Annotated in this window: 14 protein-coding genes; 6 read left to right on the plus strand and 8 right to left on the minus strand. The window is 66.2% G+C overall.

Features of this window, described 5'->3' with window-relative positions:
• Nucleotides 1-40 precede the first annotated feature (40 nt).
• The 5 genes from WT53_RS21180 (at nt 41) to WT53_RS21200 (ending at nt 7,012) form a co-directional block, all read left to right on the plus strand.
• Nucleotides 41-1,537 carry a PLP-dependent aminotransferase family protein gene (locus WT53_RS21180; RefSeq protein ID WP_060261288.1) on the plus strand — a complete coding sequence of 499 codons (1,497 nt, stop codon included), beginning with the start codon at nt 41-43 and terminating at the stop codon, nt 1,535-1,537.
• 178 nt (nt 1,538-1,715) lie between these two features.
• The gene (locus tag WT53_RS21185) at nt 1,716-2,816 is read left to right on the plus strand and encodes an ABC transporter substrate-binding protein (protein WP_034204946.1); all 1,101 of its coding nucleotides are present in this window, start codon (nt 1,716-1,718) and stop codon (nt 2,814-2,816) included.
• 113 nt (nt 2,817-2,929) lie between these two features.
• The gene (locus tag WT53_RS21190; protein WP_060261292.1) at nt 2,930-4,702 is read left to right on the plus strand and encodes an iron ABC transporter permease; all 1,773 of its coding nucleotides are present in this window, start codon (nt 2,930-2,932) and stop codon (nt 4,700-4,702) included.
• Complete coding sequence (locus tag WT53_RS21195) at nt 4,695-5,762, plus strand: ABC transporter ATP-binding protein (RefSeq protein ID WP_034204948.1); 1,068 nt, start codon at nt 4,695-4,697, stop codon at nt 5,760-5,762. The genes WT53_RS21190 and WT53_RS21195 overlap by 8 nt, the downstream gene beginning before the upstream one ends.
• 158 nt (nt 5,763-5,920) lie before the next feature.
• A complete protein-coding gene (locus tag WT53_RS21200) occupies nt 5,921-7,012 on the plus strand; it encodes a porin (protein ID WP_060261294.1) in 1,092 nt (363 codons plus the stop codon).
• A 639-nt stretch (nt 7,013-7,651) separates the two neighbouring features.
• On the opposite strand, the gene WT53_RS21210 is transcribed toward WT53_RS21200, so the two are convergent.
• From WT53_RS21210 to WT53_RS21220, 3 genes are all read right to left on the minus strand, one after another.
• Nucleotides 7,652-8,839 (minus strand): DUF6402 family protein, encoded by a 1,188-nt coding sequence (locus tag WT53_RS21210; RefSeq protein ID WP_179949040.1) that lies wholly within the window; start codon nt 8,837-8,839, stop codon nt 7,652-7,654.
• Between the two features lie 379 nt (nt 8,840-9,218).
• On the minus strand, nt 9,219-10,181 hold the full coding sequence (locus WT53_RS21215; protein WP_060261297.1) for a zinc-binding alcohol dehydrogenase family protein: 963 nt from the start codon (nt 10,179-10,181) through the stop codon (nt 9,219-9,221).
• A gap of 31 nt (nt 10,182-10,212) precedes the next feature.
• The gene (locus tag WT53_RS21220; RefSeq protein ID WP_034204951.1) at nt 10,213-10,464 is read right to left on the minus strand and encodes a hypothetical protein; all 252 of its coding nucleotides are present in this window, start codon (nt 10,462-10,464) and stop codon (nt 10,213-10,215) included.
• A gap of 95 nt (nt 10,465-10,559) precedes the next feature.
• Here WT53_RS21220 and WT53_RS21225 point away from each other — a divergent pair, with 95 nt between their 5' ends.
• Nucleotides 10,560-11,351, plus strand: coding sequence for a helix-turn-helix domain-containing protein (locus WT53_RS21225; protein WP_060261300.1), 792 nt, complete (start codon nt 10,560-10,562; stop codon nt 11,349-11,351).
• A 75-nt stretch (nt 11,352-11,426) separates the two neighbouring features.
• Here the strand turns inward: WT53_RS21225 and hpaI are convergent, their stop codons facing one another.
• The 5 genes from hpaI to hpaE form a co-directional block, all read right to left on the minus strand.
• Nucleotides 11,427-12,233: a 4-hydroxy-2-oxoheptanedioate aldolase gene (gene hpaI / locus WT53_RS21230; protein ID WP_059822537.1), complete on the minus strand. Its 807-nt coding sequence runs from the start codon at nt 12,231-12,233 to the stop codon at nt 11,427-11,429.
• Between the two features lie 12 nt (nt 12,234-12,245).
• Nucleotides 12,246-13,049, minus strand: a complete 804-nt coding sequence (hpaH, locus tag WT53_RS21235; protein ID WP_034204954.1) for a 2-oxo-hept-4-ene-1,7-dioate hydratase — start codon at nt 13,047-13,049, stop codon at nt 12,246-12,248.
• Between the two features lie 20 nt (nt 13,050-13,069).
• Complete coding sequence (locus tag WT53_RS21240) at nt 13,070-13,462, minus strand: 5-carboxymethyl-2-hydroxymuconate Delta-isomerase (RefSeq protein ID WP_034204955.1); 393 nt, start codon at nt 13,460-13,462, stop codon at nt 13,070-13,072.
• Between the two features lie 44 nt (nt 13,463-13,506).
• On the minus strand, nt 13,507-14,355 hold the full coding sequence (gene hpaD, locus WT53_RS21245; protein ID WP_034204956.1) for a 3,4-dihydroxyphenylacetate 2,3-dioxygenase: 849 nt from the start codon (nt 14,353-14,355) through the stop codon (nt 13,507-13,509).
• Nucleotides 14,356-14,569: 214 nt separating this feature from the next.
• On the minus strand, nt 14,570-16,033 hold the full coding sequence (hpaE, locus tag WT53_RS21250) for a 5-carboxymethyl-2-hydroxymuconate semialdehyde dehydrogenase (RefSeq protein WP_059783680.1): 1,464 nt from the start codon (nt 16,031-16,033) through the stop codon (nt 14,570-14,572).
• Between the last annotated feature and the right edge of the window lie 20 nt (nt 16,034-16,053).

The following is a 16,053-nucleotide window of genomic DNA, read 5'->3' on the forward strand; positions in this document are numbered from 1 at the left end:
AAGCTGAAGGACCATTAAATCGACCATCGACTGGACCACTATGCCGCGAGGCAAAGCCGCGACTCCGCTGGACCTGCCACGCCCGCCCGGGCTGTCGGGCGGCAGCCCGCAGTCGAAGCAGGCATGCATCGCCGACACGATTCGCGACGCGATCCTGAAGTGCCTGCTGCCCGGCGACGGCCCGCTGCCGTCGAGCCGGACGCTGGCCGCGCGCTGGGATGTCGCGCGCGGCACCGTCGAAGCGGCGTACGACATCCTGTGCGCCGAGGGCTACATCGCCCGCACGCGGGGATCCGGCACGCGCGTGTGCGCGGTCGTGCCGGACAGCTATCTGCGCGCGGCCGCGCGCTCGCGCGACGACCGCCCGCGCCGTGCCGCCGCGCCCGCCGCGCCCGCCACGCCCGCCACGCCGGCCGCCCCGGCCGAGCCCGAGCAAGGCGTGCGTCCCGGCGTCCCGTTCGTCGCGCGGCTCGCCGATCCCGGCCTGTTGCCGATGCAGCAATGGAAGAAGGCGCTCGGCACCAGCCTGCTTGCCGCGACCGCGGACGATCTCGGCGCGACGCCGGCACAGGGCGTCGAAAGCCTGCGCGCCGAAATCGCCGCGTACCTGCGGGAATACCGCGGCATCCCGTGCGAGGCCGGCGACATCGTCATCACGACCGGCATCCGCCATTCGATCGACCTCGTCGCACGCACGCTGCTCGCGCCCGGCACGACGGTGCTGATGGAGGATCCCGGCTATGCGTCGGCGTGGCAGATCTTCACGATCGCGGGCGCGACCGTGATCGACGTGCCGGTCGATCGGGAAGGCATCGACACCGCATCGCTGGATCGCCATCCCGATGCGCGCGCCGCGTACGTGACACCGGCCCATCAGGCGCCGCTCGGCGTCACGATGTCGGTTTCGCGCCGGCTCGAACTGCTCGACTGGGCGCAGCGCAACCGCGCGTGGATCGTCGAGGACGACTACGACGGCGAATTCAGCTACCAGACCGCCCCGCTCCCCGCGCTGAAAGCGCTCGACGCGTGCGATCGTGTGATCTACTGCGGGTCGTTCAACAAGACGCTGTTTTCCGGGTTGCGCATCGGGTTCATGGTCGTGCCGGCGGAACTGCGGCCGGCGCTGTCCGCCGTCTGGCATGCGACCGCCCGCTCGGTCGGCGCGGCGCCGCAACTCGCGCTGGCCCGCTTCATCGCGCACGGCGATTTCGCGAAGCACCTGCGCGCCGCCCGCCACGCGTACCGCCAGCGGCGCGACATCGTGCTCGACCAGCTGGCGAAGCATGCCGGCGGCCGGTACACGGTGTCCGGCGAGCACGCCGGCTTTCATTTCGTGCTGTGGCTGCCGCCCGGCATGGACGAAGCAGCCTGCGTCGCGCAAGCCCGCGCGGCCGGCGTCGCGTTGCAGCCGATTCGCGGCTTCTGTCGAAGCGCCCGGTGCGAAGCGGGCGTCGTCGTCGGATATGCCGCGCTGACGGCCGCGCACGCACGGCATGGCGGCCGCCTCCTCGGACAACTGCTGGCCGCGTCCGCATAGCCCGTCCGCGCCCTTTCAAGCGTTGCCGCGCGCCGCGAACCCGCGGCCGCCGCTTCGACCTCGGGAAATCCATGACATGAACGGCGCGATTGTGAACGGAAATGAAAGCGGGCTGAAAGTGCCCCGCAATTACCATCCGCTGCACTCGAACAACACATAAGCGTAACTGGAGGAAGACATGCCGTTTGCACCGAAGCACCTCGCCGCCGCGCTCGCGGTCGTTCTGGGCACCGCCGCCGGCAGCGCCGTCGCGCAGGTTCCGGCCGGCTACCCGGGGAACTACCAGGGCGTGATCGACGCCGCGAAGAAGGAAGGCAAACTGATCGTCTACTCGACGACCGACACGGGCCTCGTGCGCCCGCTGATCAAGGACTTCGAAAGCCTGTACGGCGTGAAGGTCGAGTACAACGACATGAACAGCACCGAGCTGTACAACCGCTACATCAGCGAGAACGCGGCGAGCAGCACCAGCGCCGACGTGCTGTGGAGCTCGGCGATGGACCTGCAGGTCAAGCTCGTCAACGACGGCCTGATGGCGTCCTACGATTCGCCGGAAAGCCCGAACGTGCCGCAATGGGCCCAGTACCAGAAGCAGGCGTACGGCACGACGTTCGAGCCGCTCGCGATCGTCTACAACAAGCGCCTGATTCCCGAGAACGAGGTGCCGAAGACGCGCGCCGAGCTGATCAAGCTGCTCGCGTCGCAACCGGACAAGTTCAAGGGCAAGCTCACGACGTACGACGTCGAGAAATCCGGCGTCGGCTTCAACGCACTGACGCAGGACGCGCACCTGAACGAGAAGGTCACATGGGAACTCGTGAAGGCGATCGGCGCGACCGGCCCGAAGCTGCAGTCGAGCACCGGCGCGATGATGGAGCGCATTTCGTCGGGCGAGAACCTGATCGGCTACAACATCATCGGTTCGTACGCGTACGCGAAGGCGAAGAAGGACAAGTCGATCGGCTACGTGTTTCCGAAGGACTACACGCAGATCGTGAGCCGGCTCGCGACGATCTCGAAGAAGGCGAAAAGCCCGAACGCCGCCAGGCTGTGGGTGGACTACCTGCTGTCGAAGCGCGGCCAGACCATGATCGCCAACCAGGCGAACCTGTACGCGATCCGCACGGACGTGACCGGCGAAACGTCGGCCGCGAGCCTCACGAAGGAGCTCGGCGATTCGCTGAAGCCGATCCAGATCGGCACCGGCCTGCTCGTCTATCTCGATCAGTCGAAGCGCCTCGCGTTCCTGAAGCAATGGCAGCAGGCGATCAAGAGCTGATCGGCTGATCGGCTTCGGCCGATCCAGGCCGCCCGCCGCACGTCGCGCGGGCGGCCCCTTCCCCTTACCGACTTCCTAGAGGCGGCCATCCGGATGGCCGCAGGGGCGAACTCATGCTTTCAACCAGCACACGCGGCACGGCACCGGCCGTGCCGCCCGCCACCGGCCCGCGCGACATGATTCCCGCGCTGCCGGTCAGCAGCCTGCAGCCGCTCGCCGGCATGCTGCGCTGGATCGTCGTCGCGGTACTGACCGTCGCGGTCGCGCTGCCGCTCGGCTTCATCCTGTTCCAGAGCTTGCTGTCCGCGCCGTTCTTCGACGCGAACAAAACGCTCGGCGTCGAGGGCTTCCGTTTCGTCTTCAGCGATCCCGACTTCTGGTCGGCCGTGAAGAACTCGTTCGTCATCGCCGGCGGGATGCTGTTCATCTCGATCCCGCTCGGCGGCGTCCTCGCGTTCCTGATGGTGCGCACCGACCTGCCCGGCCGCCGCTGGCTCGAACCGCTGCTGCTCACGCCGGTGTTCGTGTCGCCGATGGTGCTCGCGTTCGGCTACGTGGTCGCGGCCGGCCCGGTCGGCTTCTACTCGGTGTGGTTCAAGGAATGGTTCGGGGTGCATAACGTGCCCTGGAACGTCTATTCGATCTTCGCGATCACGGTGATCGTCGGCCTCACGCACGTGCCCCACGTGTACCTGTATTCGTCGGCCGCGCTGCGCAACCTCGGCTCGGACGTCGAGGAAGCCGCGCGCGTGACGGGCGCCCGGCCGTTCCGCGTCGCGCTCGACGTGAGCCTGCCGATGACGATGCCCGCGCTGCTGTTCGCCGGCGTGCTGGTGTTCTTCCTCGGCTTCGAGGTGTTCGGGCTGCCGCTCGTGCTCGGCGACCCGGAAGGCCACCTCGTGCTCGCGACCTACCTGTACAAGCTGACCAACAAGCTCGGCGTGCCGTCGTATCACCTGATGGCCGCGGTCGCCGTGTGCATCGTCGCGATCACGTTCCCGCTCGTGCTGCTACAGCGCCGCCTGCTGAAGACCGCGAACCGCTTCGTCACCGTGAAGGGCAAGGCCGGCCGCGCGACGGTGCTGCCGCTCGGCGTGTGGCGCTGGGTCGCGCTCGCGATCGTCGCGCTGTGGCTGATGCTGACCGTGATCGTGCCGATCTCGGGCATCGTGCTGCGTGCGTTCGTGACCAACTGGGGCGAAGGCGTCGCGCTCGTCGAAGTGCTGACGCTGTCGAATTTCATCGAGCTGTTCGAACAGGACAACCTGGTGCGCGCCATCGTCAACACGCTCGGCATCGGCGTGATCGGCGGCGCGCTCGCGATCGGCTTCTACTCGCTCGTCGCGTTCGCCGGCCACCGCCGCCCCGACTGGGCGACCAGGCTGCTCGACTATCTCGTGCTGCTGCCGCGCGCGGTGCCGGGCCTGCTCGCCGGTCTCGCGTTCCTGTGGATCTTCCTGTTCGTGCCCGGCCTGCGCGAGCTGAAGAACTCGATGTGGAGCATCTGGATCGCGTACACGGTCGTGTGGCTCGCGTACGGGATGCGGCTCATCCAGAGCGCGCTGCTGCAGGTCGGCCCCGAGCTCGAGGAAGCCGGCCGCAGCGTCGGTGCGACGCGCAGCCGCGTGTCGCTCGACGTGACGCTGCCGCTCGTGCGCTTCGGCCTGCTCGCCGCGTGGCTGCTGATCTTCATGATCTTCGAGCGCGAATACTCGACCGCCGTCTACCTGCTGTCGCCCGGCACCGAAGTGATCGGCGCGCTGCTCGTATCGCTGTGGGCGACCGGCGCCGTCGACCAGGTCGCCGCGCTCTCTGTCATCAACATCGCGATGGTCGGCGCCGGTCTCGGCGTGGCCCTGCGCTTCGGAGTGAAACTTCATGGATAAGCTCATCGTCGACGATCTGCACCTCAGCTACGGCGCCAACCCGATCCTCAAGGGCGTGTCGTTCGAACTGAAGGCCGGCGAAGTCGTGTGCCTGCTCGGCGCGTCGGGCAGCGGCAAGACCACGTTGCTGCGCGCGGTGGCCGGCCTCGAACAGCCGTCCGACGGCCGCATCCAGCTCGACGATCGCGTGTTCTTCGACGGCGCGCAACGCGTCGACCTGCCGGTCGAGCAACGCTCGCTCGGGCTCGTGTTCCAGTCGTACGCGCTGTGGCCGCACCGCACCGTCGCCGACAACGTCGGGTACGGTCTCAAGCTGCGGCGCGTGGCGCCGGCCGAACAGAAGCGCCGCGTGCAGACCGCGCTCGACCAGCTCGGCCTCGGTCATCTCGCGGAACGCTTTCCGCATCAATTGTCCGGCGGCCAGCAGCAGCGTGTCGCGATCGCTCGCGCGCTCGTCTACAACCCGCCGGTGATCCTGCTCGACGAGCCGCTGTCGAACCTCGACGCGAAGCTGCGCGAGGAAGCGCGTGCGTGGCTGCGCGAGCTGATCGTGTCGCTCGGGTTGTCGGCCCTGTGCGTGACGCACGACCAGACCGAAGCGATGGCGATGTCCGACCGCATCCTGCTGCTGCGCAACGGCCGCATCGAGCAGGAAGGCACGCCCGCCGAGCTGTACGGCGCGCCGCGCTCGCTGTATACCGCCGAATTCATGGGCAGCAACAACCGGATCGACGCGCGCGTCGCCGCGATCGACGGCGAATGCGTGACGCTCGCCGGCGACGGCTGGGAGCTGCGCGCGGTCGCCCGCGACACGCTCGCGCCGGGTCAGGACGCGCAGGCCGTGATTCGCCTCGAACGCGTGCAGGTCGCCGACGGCCCGGGGGCGAACCGGCTGCAGGCCGACCTCGTCACGTCGATGTATCTCGGCGACCGCTGGGAATACCTGTTCCATTGCGGCGACATGCGCCTGCGCGCGTTCGGCCATGTGCCGCGCGCGGCCGGCAAGCACTGGATCGAATTCCCGACCAACGACTGCTGGGCGTTCGCGAAAGCGGGTTGATCCGTTTGCGGCGGCCCGCGTGCCGCCGCGCATGCAGTCACGCACGCATCCGTTGCGGCCTCGCATCGGCGGACGCTGCATGGCATTCGCCGACGGCGCGCCGAGTACCCGTTTTCCGTTTCACCCCACCCAGAACAAACCAAGGAGACACCGTCAAAATGAATTCACGCGCAGAACGTTCCATTCGCACAGTAGTCCTTACCGGTTCGGCTGCAGTGGCCTGTATCGCCGTGCCGGCCGCGCACGCGCAGTCGTCGGTCACGATGTACGGGATCATGGACGCCGGCATCGAATTCACCAACCACGCGGCGCCGGAAGGCGGCAATTCGGTCAAGCTCAAGTCGGGGAACAAGAACACGTCGCGCTGGGGCTTGCGCGGCGTCGAGGATCTCGGCGGCGGGCTGAAGGCCGTGTTCCGCCTCGAAAGCGGGATCGATCTCGCGAACGGCGCGTTCGACGACGGCCCGGACTCGATCTTCGCGCGCCGCGCGACGGTCGGCCTGAAGAGCAAATGGGGCGAACTGACGCTCGGCCGCAACTACACCGTCACCTACGACTACATGCTGCCGTTCGACCCGATGGGCTACGCGCAGAACTACTCGTGGGCGTCGTCGTCGATGGCGACGGGCGGCCGCAAGGACGGCATGTTCACGCGCTCGTCGAACGCGGTGCGCTACGACGGCGAATTCGGCGGCTTCAAGTTCGGCGCGCTGTACGGCTTCGGCAACGTGCCGGGCAGCATGAAAACCAGCTCGAAATACGATTTCGCGGTCGGCTACGAGAAGGGACCGTTCGCGGCGGTCGTCACGTTCGACCGGCAGAACGGCGCGGCCGACAGCGTCACGCCGGCCGATACGGTCGACTATATCCAGGGAATCCATGCCGGCCTGAGCTACGACTTCGGCAACCTGAAGACGATGGCCGGCTACCGCAACTACAAGCGCACGTTCCGCACCACGGCGGCGAACCAGTTGAGCGACATGGTCTGGCTCGGCGGGTCGTATCAGTTCACGCCGGCGTTCTCGCTGATCGCGGCCGTTTATCACCAGAACATCAAGGGCGGCAGCGACGCCGATCCGACGCTGGTGTCGATGCGTGCGAACTACGCGCTGTCGAAGCGGACGGTGCTGTACGCGGCCGGCGCGTTCGCGCTCGCGAAACACGACCAGAAGGTCGGCGTGTCGCGCGATTTCGCGGGGTATGGGACCACGCAGGTGGGCGTCACGGCGGGGATTCAGCAGCGGTTCTGATCGTTGCGACGTGACGGCGGGCGGCGGCACGTATAGCCGCCCGCCTCCGTTCGATGTGACGCCGATCCTCGTGCGCCGTTACGCATCATCCTGCGCCTGTTCACGCGCACAACACGGAATTGCATACGCACGAAGCACGTCGACTACGGCAACATAGCCTTGAATCGATCGAACAGCGTAGGCGGTAGCTTGATCTCTCCGTCGCCATCAACGGCGGCATCAAATATCAAGGAATCCTTAGTCCATACCAGTCGGACGGAATCCGGGTACTCGTAAGTCCGCTCGGCGAGCAGTCGCATGTCGGATGTCCGATAGAGTCGCAAAAGAACGCGGTCCCGAGCCAGATAGCTGTATTGCGCCGTGTAGCGCCCCCATCGTTCCTGGAGATCTCGGTATCAAACTGCGTCGCTCGTGCACGTATGTGCGCATCCTGATAGTAAGAACCGGCGCAGCCCAAAAAACTGACAACTGCCACACCAAAACCGAGCGCTTTCAATCCCGATTTCATTCGGGCGGCGCGCCCCTCCCGGTGTGCAAGGCTGTATAAGACAACGATCAACAAACACACCGCGATTCCGAACAGCGCGATTGCTGCAAGCGCAACCATGCCCGCCCCTTGCGTGGCACTCGCCAATCCGTTCATTCGAAGTACACCGTTATGGGTTTGTCCAGCATGATCGGCCTATAGTCGGAAAATATGATGAAATCGCCACCTCGATGGTGTCTGGTTTGCCAGTCTCGGAACGAGCGATTCCGAACTGGATAGTAAACTTTCGCTGGCTCATAGAGGTTTGCGATCGTACTGCCGGACACGATGGGAAAATCGAACCACGGCTGATCTGCAAGATTCGCTGCAGTGTAGCTTGGCACGATAACCAGACCGTTTTTGCTCCAGTGGCCCAAGTACTGGGATCGCGAATCTGCTGCCCCCTCAAAGGAGTAACTATCCCTGACGTATACAACGATGTTGGTGACCGTCGCCTTCTTACGTTCGGCGTCGAAGATAACGCGCGCTGCCGCAGCATAAAGATTGAATGCGCCCAACGCACCGGTCAGGTCGTCAGGAACACCGGCATCCGGAAGCCTCCGAATGGCCTGCAAAGCCTTCTGCTCAAAGGAACTTTCTACAGCCGCTCGCTGGAACTGGAATTCCTTGTGTAGCTTGCGGATATCGTAGTCGCTGACCGTCCAAGGCGATACATCCCCGCGCCTGCGATAGCGGCCAAGAATATCCTTGAGGGTTTCATATGCACGCGGGCTGTATATGCCGACATTCATGAGATTGTCGTATTGGCTCTTTGCACGCGCATGCTTGAGAACCCAATCCAGTTTTATGGTGGTTCGATCAATCATCGACTCCGGATAGAGCTCGCCGTACTGATTGATCTCGTTCCGCTGATCTTTTGATGTGGCCGAGTAGTTGAACTCTCCGGCAAACCACCGCTCCATCAGTTTCGCCGAGACTGGCATATGCTCTTTGCGCATGGCATCGGGAATTTGCTGAATATCGAAAGGCGGCACCACCCTTTCCGTCCCCATCTGCTTCGGTTGCTCGGGCGGAATAGGCGTATCCAGCCATTTCTTGAAGCGAGAAAACGCAGCCGCAACCCTTTCGATGTCGTCCACCATCTTGTCGAGCGAGTCGCGCTTGTCGACTCGCGCAACGGGCGTAGATCGCTCTACTGAGGACTCGCTCACCGGTGGCGCCATTGCTAGTGATAGGCCGAGATCACACGCCGGGATGCCCCCATCGTTTCCGTCGCAAAGCTTCCATTTCCAAATCAGCTTGTTGATTCTTAAGTACGGAATCCTATCGTTATCGCGCATCGTGCAGTCCCTTGCGTCGTGGAATCACGGACCTTACAGACCCACTCAACGCCTCACAATGTTCCGCATGTACCATTCATCGAAAATCTCGAATCCGACGGAGTCGCGAACGCGGAGCATTCCGCATCGCCTGACATGGATTCCACATCTATTCGTTCGTTTCTGGCGGAAAACACATGTCTTGATACAAGCGCTAGACAGTCTCGCGGTGTGGGACAAGACACCCAAGTATCGTTGCCAACTGTGAACGGTGACCGTGTCATTCGTCAGCCCATCCCCGAACTGCTGCGCTTGCCGGCCCGACTCCTCCATCGCACCGGCGCTCCGTCTTCTGGCCCTTCCCCTTGACAGACGATGGCCGTTGCACGCCCGTCGCCGTTCAATCGCCACGCATCGTGAACACCGGACGCACGACGCTGCTCGTATCGCCCCAGTGTTCGCCGACGTCCGACAGCGGCACCTCCCGCGTGTCGATCGTGAGGCCCGCCGGCCCGACCGCTTCGAACACGCCGCGCACCGACGCCAGCAAGCGCGGCAGCGACACGCTGCCCAAACCGCTGCCCATCAGTTCGATCGCGGTCGCCCGCAGCACGGCGCCGGGCAGCAGCACGTCCGCGCCGCCGATCGAGCCGATCTGCACGAAGCGCAGCCGGCGGCCATCGGGGATCGCGTTCGCGCCGGCAACCAGCAGCGTCTGCGCGCTGGCTCCCCACAGATAATCGAGCACGACATCCACGCCCGCGCGGAAATGCGGTTCGAGCGCCCGCACCAGATGCGCGTCGTCCTGCTGCAGCGACACGACGGCGTCCGCGCCGGCATTCAGCAACGCCTGCAACGCGGCCGCGTTGCGGCCGGTCGCGATCACCTTCGCCGCGCCGAGATGCTTCGCGATCCGCACTGCGAGCCGCCCCGACGTGCCGGTCGCGCCATTGACGAGCACCGTCTCGCCCGCGACGAGCCGCGCGCGTTCGGTCAGCGCCGCCCACGACGACATCCCCGGAATCGCGATCGCCGCAGCCGTGACGTCGTCGAGCGCGTCCGGCAGCGGCACGCACTGCGTATCGGGCACGATCGTGCGTTCGGCCATCGCGCCGAACGGCGCCGGGGCACCGAAGAAGTAGACGCGCCGACCGTCGTCGAGACGCCCCACGCCGTCGACACCGACGACGAACGGATAGCGGCGATCCGACGAGTAATGCGTGCCGGCCGCGCGCCCCTGCGCGAGCCGGCTCAACGCCGACGCCGTCACGTCGATCAGGCGGTGGCCCGGCATCGCGGGCGGCGCGTCGAATTCCATATGGACGGGACGCACGCCGGCGCCCGTCACGACTGCTGCTTTCATGGTGGTTCCTTCAATTCTGGAAGATGGGTCTTTACCGGGCATCGAGCCATGCGCGCAGCGCGGGATCGCGTACTTCCAGCACGTCGAACAGGCCGAGCGCTCGCAGCGCAGGCAACGCGTCGATCGCATCGGCCTCCGCACGCGCCCGCTCCGCCGGCGCGGCGTTGGGATCGGTCAACACCCGTGCGTTGACCAGAAACGCACCAACGGTCCCCTTGCGAATCGTCGTTCCGCCGGCATCGACCCGGTCGGCATGGTCGGGAAGCATCTGTTCGGCTCGCATCGCGTCTTGCTCCGGTTGTCATCGATGGACGCAGTGTAGGCGTGCAAAACCGGCCGATCTCCGGTATAACGGCCATTCGATACCGATATCCGGCCATGTCCGATCCGCTCCTGCCCGCCCGCTTCGTCACGTCCGACGACGGCCCGTTCGTGGTCGCCGCCATCCTGTCGCAACGCGACCCGCGCATCACCGCGTCGCATTCGCATGCGCGCGGCCAGCTCGTCGGCGCGCTGAGCGGTCTGGTGACGATCGGGCTCGACGATCAGGAATGGGTCGTGCCGGCGATCCATGCGATCTGGATTCCGCCGCATTACCGGCATTCGCTGCGCTCGTTCGGGCCGATTGCCGGCTGGTCGGCATTCGTCGCCGAAGCGCGCTGCGCGGCGCTGCCGGCCACGCCGCGCGCGATCCGCACGACGCCGCTGCTGCGCGAAGCCGTGCAGCGCGCGGCAAGCTGGGGCGATGCCGAGCTGGATGCCGCACAAGCTCGGATCGCCGACGTGATCCTCGATGAAATCGCGGCATCGGAAGCCGAGGCGCTGGGCCTGGTCCGGCCGCGGGATCCGCGGCTCGTGAAGATCACCGATGCGCTGGCCGCGGATCTCGCGAACGACCGGCGGCTGGAGGAGTGGGCCGAATGGGCCGGCATCGGCGCACGGACGATGAGTCGCCGCTTCGTCGCCGAGACGGGGCTGACGTTCGCGCAGTGGCGTCAGCAGGCGCGACTGCTGCGGGCGCTGGAGCGCATTGCGGATGGCGCGCCGGTGACGACGATCGCGCTCGATCTCGGGTACGACAACGTGAGCGCGTTCATCGACATGTTCCGACGCGCGCTGGGAACGACGCCGGGACGATATATGGAGGCGGGACGGGGCACGAAAGGATAGGCGCGGCCATGCGCGTGCACGAAACCGCGTGGCGCAAAGCCCGCGGGCGGCACACGACCACCGCCTGCCGCCGCGTCAATACGTGCCGTCGCCCTGCTTCGCGGCGTCGCCGCCGGCCCTTTTGAACTGCGCGGCGAGCCGTTCCGCGCTCCGCGCCAGCAGCGTCGTATCGACGCCGACCGCGACGAACAGCGCCCCCGCTTCCAGATAGCGCCGCGCGGCCGCTTCATCCGCGCTCAGGATGCCCGGCGCCTTGCCGGCCGCCTGGATCGCGCGGATCGCACCGTCGATCGCGGCCTGCACGTCCGGGTGCCCGGGATCGCCGAGATGACCGAGATCGGCGGCCAGATCGGCCGGCCCGATGAATACGCCGTCCACGCCGTCGACCCGCGCGATCGCATCGATCGCGTCGAGCCCCGCGCGCGTCTCGACCTGCACGAGCACGGCCATCTCGTCGTTCGCGCGATGCAGGTACTCGCCGACGCGATTCCACCGCGACGCACGCGCCAGCGCGCTGCCGACGCCGCGAATGCCGTGCGGCGGGTAACGCGTCGCGGCTACCGCCGCACGCGCTTCGTCCGCGCTCTGCACCATCGGCACGAGCAGCGTCTGCGCGCCGAGATCGAGCACCTGCTTGACGATCACCGGATCGTTCCACGGCACGCGCACGACCGGATGCGACGGATACGGCGCGATCGCCTGCAGTTGCGCGAGGATCGTCGGCACCGTGTTCGGCGCATGCTCGCCATCGATCAGCAACCAGTCGAAACCGGCGCCCGCGACCACTTCGGCGCTGTACGGATTCGCGAGGCCGAGCCACAACCCGATCTGCGCATCGCCGCGCGCGAGCGCGGCCTTGAAGACATTCGACGAAATCTGCATCGTTCGCTCACCTCATTCGAAGTAACACTGGATCGTCCCGAGCGGGCCGTAATCGACGCTGAACGTATCGCCCGAACGCGCCGCGCACGGCCGCGTGAACGACCCGCCGAGCACGATCTGCCCCGGCTCCAGCGCGACGTCGAAGCGCGACAGCCGGTTCGCGAGCCACGCGACGCCGTTCGCCGGATGGTTCAGCACGCCGGCCGCGACACCGGTTTCCTCGACCACGCCGTTGCGCGACATGATCGCCGCCACCCAGCGCAAATCGACGTCCTGCGGGCGCACCGGCCGGCCGCCGATCACGACGCCCGCGTTCGCCGCGTTGTCGGCGATGGTGTCGAACACCTTGCGCGGCCGTTTCGTGTCGGGGTCGATCGACTGGCTGCGCGCGTCGATGATCTCGAGCGCCGGCACGACGTAATCGACCGCGTCGTACACGTCGAAGATCGTGCAGTTCGGGCCGGCGAGCCGCTTGCCGAGCACGAATGCGAGCTCGACCTCGACGCGCGGCACGATGAAGCGGCTAGTCGGGATCGTGCCGCCGTCTTCGAAGAACATGTCGTCGAGCAGCGCGCCGTAGTCGGGTTCGTCGATCTGCGACGTGTTCTGCATCGCCTTCGACGTGAGGCCGATCTTGTGCCCCTTCAGCGTGCGGCCTTCAGCGAGCTTGAGGGCGACCCATGCGCGCTGGATCGCATACGCGTCGTCGATCGTGATGTCGGGATGGTCGAGCGAGATCTGGCGGATCTGCGTGCGCGCGCGTTCGGCGTCGTGCAGACGGTGCGCGAGCTGGTCGATGATGGCGGGTTCGAGCATGGTCGGATCGGAAATGGCGTTCAGCCGGCCCGCTTGTAGCGGGCGTGAATGTTGTTGTGCTTGTACGAGCCGCTTTCGCTGAACTCGGTCAGTTCCATCGACAGCGCAAGGTAGCGTGTTGCGTACAACTCGGCGAAATGCACCTTGATCGCGTCGAACAGCGCGTCGCACGCGGCCTTTTTCTGCGCGTCGGTGCGGCCCGAACCGATCTTCAGCGTCACGTGGACGAACGCGTCGTCCTCCGTGCCGTCGGCGACGCAGTAGTCGCGCAGCTCGATCGCGCGCGAACGGATGCCGCCGGTCGGGAACACGCCGCCCTGGGCGATCAGCGTCGCGTTGATCGTGTGCAGCAGCACGGGAATGCGTGCGTCGTCGCGGATGTTCGCGGTGTATTCGACGACGATGTGTGGCATGGCAGGTCTCCGGTCGGATTCGAATGCGGGGCGGGCGGCGACGCTCAGGGCAGCGGGAAGATCGCGTTGATCTGCCCGGTGCCCGAGCTCGCGAAATAGTCGGTGACGATCTCGACGGGCCGGTCGTAACGATCCCAGCCGAGCAGCCCGAGCAGCATCGCCGTGTCGTGCATGCCGCCTTCGCCGTGGCAATGCACGTTGTACTCCGGCAGCATCGCGCAGAAGGTCTTGAAATCGCCCTGCTTCCACAGCTCGACCACGCGCAGGTCGACCTGCCGGAAGAATTCGCGGCTGATCTCGTGGATCGATTCCTCGGGGCTGCCGTTGTCGTTGAAGCGGTGCGACAGCGAGCCGCTCGCGAGGAACGCGACGTTCGAATCGCTCTTCTCGATCGCTTCGAGCAGCGCCTCGCCGAAGCGCCGGCTTTCGTCGAGCGTGTGCCACATGCACCAGCCGGCGATCGACACGACCTTGAAGTGCTGGTCGCCGTTCATGTAGCGCATCGGCACGAGCGTGCCGTATTCGAGCTCGAGGCTGTCGATCTCGTGCGCACGCGTCGCGACGCCGCGCGCGGTGGCGGTTTCCGCGATCAGCCGGCCGAGCGCCGGGTTGCCCGGATACGCGTACTGCATGTCGCGGATGAAATGCGGCAGCTCGTTGCTCGTATAGGTGCCGGCGAACCGTGCATTGCAGTTCACGTGATAGCCGGCGTTGACGAGCCAGTGCACGTCCGACACGACGATCGTGTCGACGCCGAGCGCGCGGCAGCGCTCGCCGATCAGCTGATGGCCGCGGATCGCCGCATCACGGCAGCCGTGATGCCGGCCGGGCAATTCCGACAGATACATCGACGGCACGTGCGTGATCTTCGCGGCGAGGGACAATTTGCCCATCGTTCAAGTCTCCCTGTCGACCGGAGTTAGCGCTTTAGCGGTTACTCCGGTCCCATGCATCGCGGTCGACCGGAGTTAGCGCTTTAGCGGTTACTCCGGTCCCATGCTTCGCGGTCGACCGGAGTTAGCGCTTTAGCGCTTACTCTGGCCCCATGCTTGGCCGGCGTGCCGGCCAAGGAATCGTTCGTTCTTGCGGCAACACGACCCGCTCCCGTTACACGCCCCAGCGAGGAATGTGATGCGAACCCATCGAGATGCACACGTTCTTGATCTCCGCGAACACCTCGAAGCTGTACTCGCCGCCTTCGCGCCCGGTGCCCGATTCCTTCACGCCGCCGAACGGCTGGCGCAGGTCGCGCACGTTCTGGCTGTTCACGAACACCATCCCGGCCTCGATGCCCCGGGCGAGCCGATGCACCTTGCCGACGTCCTGCGTCCAGATGTACGACGCGAGGCCGTACGCCGTGTCGTTCGCGAGCCGCAGCCCTTCTTCCTCGTTCTCGAACGGGATGATGCACGCGACCGGCCCGAAGATCTCTTCCTGCGCGATGCGCATCCGGTTGTCGACGTCGGCGAATACGGTCGGCCGCACGAAGTTGCCGTTGCGCAAACGATCGGGCAACCCGGCCGGCTTGTCCGCGCCGCCCGCCACCACGCGCGCGCCCTCCTGCTCGCCGATGCGGATGTAGCCCGTCACCTTCTCCCAGTGCTGGCGCGTGATCATCGCGCCGAGATGCGTGCCCGGATCGGCCGGATCGCCGACCACCAGGTTGTTCGCGCGGCGCGCGAATTCCTGCACGAAGCGGTCGTAGATCGTGCGCTGCACGAAGATCCGCGAGCCGGCCGTACAGCGTTCGCCGTTGATCGAGAAGATCGTGAACAACGACGCGTCGAGCGCGCGGTCGAAATCGGCGTCGTCGAAGATCAGCACCGGCGACTTGCCGCCGAGTTCCATCGAGTACTTCTTCAGGCCCGCGCGCTCCATGATCCGCTTGCCCGTGACCGTGCCGCCCGTGAACGACACCGCGCGCACGTCCGGATGCCGCACGAGCGCATCGCCGGCCGTCGCGCCGTAACCCTGCACGACGTTCAGCACGCCGGGCGGGATGCCGGCTTCGAGCGCGAGCCGGCCGAGCTGGTCGGCCGTCAGCGGCGACAGCTCCGACATCTTCAGCACGGCCGTGTTGCCGAGCGCGAGACACGGCGCCGTCTTCCACGTGGCCGTCATGAACGGCACGTTCCACGGCGACACCAGCGCGCACACGCCGACCGGCTGGTACAGCGTGTAGTTCAGCATCTGATCGTCGACCGGATAGGTGCGGCCGTTCATCTGCACGCATACTTCCGCGAAGAAGTTGAAATTCTCGGACGCGCGCGGAATCAGCTGCTTGCTCGTCTGCGCGATCGGCAGGCCGGTGTCCTGCGTCTCCAGCGCCGCGAGCATCGGCACGTTCCGCTCGATCAGCTCGCCGAGCTTGCGCATCAGCTTCGCGCGCTCCTTCGCCGGCGTGTTCGCCCATTTCGGGAACGCTTCCTTCGCCGCGCGCACGGCCGCGTCGACCTCGGCCTCGCCGCCCGACGCGACGTCGGTGATGACGTCGCCCGTCGCCGGGTTCAGCGTCGTGAAGGTCTCGCGGCTCTCCACTTCGCGGCCGTCGATCCAGTGCTTGATGGTCATGTGCTCTCCTTGGGCGACGG

It is taken from the genome of Burkholderia sp. MSMB2157WGS, assembly GCF_001532755.1.
Classification (GTDB): domain Bacteria; phylum Pseudomonadota; class Gammaproteobacteria; order Burkholderiales; family Burkholderiaceae; genus Burkholderia.

Excerpts from the sequence above, each read along its gene's own strand:
- WT53_RS21200 (WP_060261294.1), top strand. The coding sequence starts at position 5,921 with ATGAATTCACGCGCAGAACGTTCCATTCGCACAGTAGTCCTTACCGGT.
- WT53_RS21215 (WP_060261297.1), bottom strand. The coding sequence starts at position 10,181 with ATGAAAGCAGCAGTCGTGACGGGCGCCGGCGTGCGTCCCGTCCATATG.
- WT53_RS21195 (WP_034204948.1), top strand. The coding sequence starts at position 4,695 with ATGGATAAGCTCATCGTCGACGATCTGCACCTCAGCTACGGCGCCAAC.
- WT53_RS21225 (WP_060261300.1), top strand. The coding sequence starts at position 10,560 with ATGTCCGATCCGCTCCTGCCCGCCCGCTTCGTCACGTCCGACGACGGC.
- WT53_RS21240 (WP_034204955.1), bottom strand. The coding sequence starts at position 13,462 with ATGCCACACATCGTCGTCGAATACACCGCGAACATCCGCGACGACGCA.
- WT53_RS21180 (WP_060261288.1), top strand. The coding sequence starts at position 41 with ATGCCGCGAGGCAAAGCCGCGACTCCGCTGGACCTGCCACGCCCGCCC.
- hpaE (WP_059783680.1), bottom strand. The coding sequence starts at position 16,033 with ATGACCATCAAGCACTGGATCGACGGCCGCGAAGTGGAGAGCCGCGAG.
- WT53_RS21185 (WP_034204946.1), top strand. The coding sequence starts at position 1,716 with ATGCCGTTTGCACCGAAGCACCTCGCCGCCGCGCTCGCGGTCGTTCTG.
- hpaI (WP_059822537.1), bottom strand. The coding sequence starts at position 12,233 with ATGCAGATTTCGTCGAATGTCTTCAAGGCCGCGCTCGCGCGCGGCGAT.
- hpaD (WP_034204956.1), bottom strand. The coding sequence starts at position 14,355 with ATGGGCAAATTGTCCCTCGCCGCGAAGATCACGCACGTGCCGTCGATG.
- WT53_RS21220 (WP_034204951.1), bottom strand. The coding sequence starts at position 10,464 with ATGCGAGCCGAACAGATGCTTCCCGACCATGCCGACCGGGTCGATGCC.
- WT53_RS21190 (WP_060261292.1), top strand. The coding sequence starts at position 2,930 with ATGCTTTCAACCAGCACACGCGGCACGGCACCGGCCGTGCCGCCCGCC.
- hpaH (WP_034204954.1), bottom strand. The coding sequence starts at position 13,049 with ATGCTCGAACCCGCCATCATCGACCAGCTCGCGCACCGTCTGCACGAC.
- WT53_RS21210 (WP_179949040.1), bottom strand. The coding sequence starts at position 8,839 with ATGCGCGATAACGATAGGATTCCGTACTTAAGAATCAACAAGCTGATT.